Annotated in this window: 4 protein-coding genes; all 4 read right to left on the bottom strand. The window is 72.2% G+C overall.

The annotated features are described in order from the left end of the window. Positions 1 to 331 precede the first annotated feature (331 nt). Complete coding sequence (gene yhjD / locus ACOJUF_RS26195) at positions 332 to 1414, bottom strand: inner membrane protein YhjD (RefSeq protein ID WP_420124736.1); 1083 nt, start codon at positions 1412 to 1414, stop codon at positions 332 to 334. A gap of 76 nt (positions 1415 to 1490) precedes the next feature. Then, positions 1491 to 2498 carry a tryptophan--tRNA ligase gene (gene trpS / locus ACOJUF_RS26190; protein WP_420124735.1) on the bottom strand — a complete coding sequence of 336 codons (1008 nt, stop codon included), beginning with the start codon at positions 2496 to 2498 and terminating at the stop codon, positions 1491 to 1493. 81 nt (positions 2499 to 2579) lie between these two features. Continuing rightward, on the bottom strand, positions 2580 to 3143 hold the full coding sequence (locus tag ACOJUF_RS26185; RefSeq protein WP_420124737.1) for a cysteine dioxygenase: 564 nt from the start codon (positions 3141 to 3143) through the stop codon (positions 2580 to 2582). An 86-nt stretch (positions 3144 to 3229) separates the two neighbouring features. Next, positions 3230 to 4045: amidohydrolase (locus tag ACOJUF_RS26180; protein WP_420124734.1), on the bottom strand; the 816-nt coding region annotated here is incomplete at its 5' end.

Here is a 4045-nt window from a genome sequence, read left to right as displayed (position 1 = left end):
CCACCGAGACCGCCGACCCGGCAGCAGCAGCCAAGCCGGACGGCGCGGCCGATTCGGCGGATCCGGCGGATCCCCGGCCGGCCGACCCCGACGGTCCCACCGCGCTTCGCTGATCAAAGCCGCGACCTCGCGCCCGAAACGCCCGATCCGACGCGGATTTCGTCCGCGAAGCCGGCCGACCCCGACGGGCCCGCCGCGCTTCGCTGATCAAAGCCGCGACCCCGCGCCCGAAACGCCCGATCCGACGCGGATTTCGTCCGCGAAGCCGGCCGTCCCCGGCAGGCCCACCAGGGCCGATGGCCCCACCGACGAGCTGGCCGGGGCGCGGACGTCAGTCGCGGCGCCGGCGCGCCCCCCAGCCGATGACGGCCCCGACCCCGAGCGCCGCCGCCGACGTCATCCGGGAGGACTCCTTGCGGACGATGAACGTGGCCTCGGGCACCTCGGGCAGCGGCTCGTCGTCGTCCTCGTCGGACTCGTTGGCCGTGGCGACCCAGGCCGCGACGAACAGCACCAGCTGGGCGACCAGGTTGAAGAAGAACAGCAGACCGATGACCGGCCCGAAGATCGCCGCAGTCTTGGAGCTGCCGGTGAAGGCCGGCAGGATCGTGGTCAGGGCGAACTTCAGGATCTCGAAGCCGATGGCCGCGACGATCGACCCGCGCAGCCGGGCCTTGAACGGCGACCGCTGGGCCTTCGGCGGCAGGATCGTGTAGACCCACATAAAGATCAGGACGTCGGCCGCCATCGCGATCAGGATCGGCACCACCGTGACCACCGGCAGCAGCCAGCTGACGTCGGACAGCCCGAGCCAGCCCAGGATGGTGCCGGCGAACTGGGCGCCGATCGCCGACAGGCCCACCGATACGGTGACCGCCACGGCCAGCCCGGCCAGCGCACCGAGGTCCTTGATGGTGCCCATCACCAGGCTGTCGCCATTGGGATTGGCCGACTCGAACTTGCGGCCCCACAGCGCCCGGATCGCGCGGCGCAGGTTGCCCATCCAACCGATCCCGGAATACAGCGCGATCAGCAGACCGATGATGCCGATGCCCAGCGGGTTGGCCACGACGCTGTCGATGAGGGCCACGACCTGGTCGGCGATCCCGCCCGGCAGGAGCTTGGCCACCTCGTTCTCCAGGGTGTCCAGCAGCTCCTGGTTGTTGCGCAGGATGATGCCGGCGACGGAGAAGCCGACCATCAGGATCGGCACCAGGGACAGGAACGAGAAGTACGTCATCGCCCCGGCGAACTGGCTCCCCAGCCGATCGCCGTAGCGGGTGATCGCGGCGATCAGGTGCTTGACGCCGCGGCGGGAGGAAATGCGCTTGCCCAGCAGGACGAGCCGGCCCATGGCCGGTGGATCGACCGGGACCGGCGCCTTCGCGGTCGTGCGCTCCGGCGTGGTGACCATGAAACCTCCGGGTGGGGGGTGTCGAACGGATGCCACTCGCCAGGTCTGTACCCCGCGATGCGCCGCGCACACCAGATCAGGGGGCGAACAGGCCGATCTTCTCGTAGACCGTGGCCGCGGTGACGCTCGCGACCGCGCGCGCCTGCTCGGCCCCGGCCGCCAGGATCTTGTCCAGCTGGGCCGGATCGGCGAGGAACTCCTGGACCCGGGCCTGCACCGGCTCGACGAAGGCGGCGAACGCCTCGGCCAGGCCGCCCTTGAGGTCGCCGTAGCCCCGCCCGGCGTACTCCTGCTCCAGCTGCGCGATGGGCACCTCGCGCAGTTCGGACAGCAGGCCGAGCAGGTTCGACACGCCCGCCTTGTTCTCCTCGTCGTAGCGGATCTCGCGCTCGGTGTCGGTGACCGCCGACTTGATCCGCTTGACGCTCGTCCGGACCGGGGCCAGCAGGTCAAGGGTGCCGTTCGGCAACGACTTGCTCATCTTGGCCCGCGGCTCGGTCAGGTCGTAGATCTTGGCCGTGGTCTTGAGGATGTAGGGATCGGGTACCACGAAGGTCCGGCCGAACCGCGCGTTGAAGCGCTGCGCCAGGTTGCGGGTCAGTTCCAGGTGCTGGCGCTGGTCCTCCCCGACCGGCACGGCGTCGGCCTGGTAGGCCAGGATGTCGGCGGCCTGCAGGATCGGGTAGGTGAACAGCCCGACGCTGGAGCGGTCGGCCCCGCCGCGCTGCGACTTGTCCTTGAACTGCGTCATCCGGCTGGCCTCGCCGAAGCCGGTCAGGCACTCCATCACCCAGGACAGCTGGGTGTGCGCCGGCACCTGCGACTGGACGAACAGGGTCGACCGGTCCGGGTCGATGCCCAGCGCCAGCAGCTGCGCGGCGGCGACCCGGGTCCGCTGCCGCAGCACCGCCGGATCCTGCTCGACGGTGATCGCGTGCAGGTCGACCACGCAGTAGAAGCACTCGTGCGTGTCCTGCATCCGAACCCATTGGCGCAGCGCGCCCAGGTAGTTGCCGATGTGGAAGGAGTCGGCCGTTGGCTGGATGCCGGACAGCACCCGGGGCCGGCGATCAGGCGTGCTCATGGCGCCGATCCTTCCATCCGCCGGCCGAGCCCCGCGCCACCCCGCACCACCCCAGCGGCCGGGTCCACCTGTGGGTGGGGCCTACTCGTCGGTCGGCCGCAGTTCGTCGGCGTAGGAGACGGTCCGCCGCCGAAGCACACCGCCCGGGCCGAGCGTGTACTGGCCCATCCGCCACAGCGGCGGCGAGTACGCGTGCACCGAGACACTGCCGGGATCGCGACCGGTGAGCCGGTGGATGTGGTCCGGCCCGAACCCGAACACCTGACCGGCGGTGACGTCCGTGCGGATGCCGCCGTCACCGACCGACAGGTTGTGCTCGGTCAGTGCCCCGCGCAGCACGGCGACGGCGCCCGAGGAGATGTCGTGGTCGTGCCACCCGGTGTCGTTCTCCGGCGTCCAGCACAGCAGCCAGACGTCCACGTGGCTGTCCCGATGCAGGCTGACGTAGTGCCGCTTGTCGTCGCTGAACGCGATGTGCGGCTCCAGCGGGGCCGGGTCGGCCGCGATCGCGCTGGCCAGGGCGATCAGCTCGTCCGGGTCCAGATCGCGTCCGGGCAGGGTGTCCAGGGTCAGGTCGCCGGCCTCGTCGGCGAGCCGGCGCGCATGCCGGGCGGCGACCGTGGGGCCCTCGACCCGCCCGGCGATGCTGGTGGCGAGCTCGGCGTCGTCGGTGGTGGCAAGCGGGCGGGTCCCGGTGGCCGGGTCGGTCTGCGGGCGGATCTCGGTGCTGGTCACGAGGGTTCTCCGGTCAGGAGTCGGTGCGGATTGGTCACGGTGAAGGCGATCCGGGCGGCGTCACCCAGGTCGGTCGCGTACGGCACGCCGTACGGGCGGTCGCTGCCGACGACGATCGGGTCGACGCCCCGCGCGCGGGTGAGGGCGTCGACGCCCTGCCGCTGGTAGGACGAGGTCTCGACGAAGGTCATCCGATCCACGGTCACGGGGCGGCCGGCGCGGGCCCGGAAGCGTTCGTGCTGGGCGGGAGCCAGCCCGGCGCCGGCCGCGAAACAGACTCGCAGACGGGGGAATCCGGCGCGGCCGGCGATCAGCCACGACCACCAGGCGGCCTGCAGCTGGGCCGGGTAGTCCACCACGGCGGCCCACCAGGCGGGCCGCGGCGGTGACGCCGTCCGCGCCGGAACCGGGCCGGGGTGGACGAACACGGGCCGGCCGGCGTCCTGGACGACCTCGAGGATCTCCCCCAGCCGGTCCACGTCGGCCGGCGACGCCCACCACGTGGCCGGGATCTGCAGGCCGACGAAGCCGGCGTGCAGGAGGTCCTTGAGCGTGGCCGGGTCGGGCTCGTGCCGACCGACCGCGGCCCAGGCGTCGAAGTCGGGACGCAGCCCGGCGGCGCCGTCGTGCCAGGCGTCCAGCAGCGGCCGCGCCTGCTCCGGGGGCAGGTCCTCGATGCCCAGCGGGCTGGACAGCCCGAGGACCGCCCGGCCGGGTTCGGTCGCCCGGCGCCGATCCGGGTCGTGGTCGTCCGGGGGCACCGCGAACGGCGGCTCACCGGCCAGGTGCAGCGTCCAGCCGTCCAGGAACGG

It is taken from the genome of Nakamurella sp. (assembly GCF_048594475.1).
In the GTDB taxonomy this organism is placed as follows: domain Bacteria; phylum Actinomycetota; class Actinomycetes; order Mycobacteriales; family Nakamurellaceae; genus Nakamurella.
Note: the sequence above shows the minus strand (reverse complement) of the source record. Positions and strands in the feature narration are given on the sequence as shown.

Coding starts and splice junctions, on each gene's coding strand:
- yhjD (WP_420124736.1), bottom strand. CDS start 1,414: ATGGTCACCACGCCGGAGCGCACGACCGCGAAGGCGCCGGTCCCGGTC.
- trpS (WP_420124735.1), bottom strand. CDS start 2,498: ATGAGCACGCCTGATCGCCGGCCCCGGGTGCTGTCCGGCATCCAGCCA.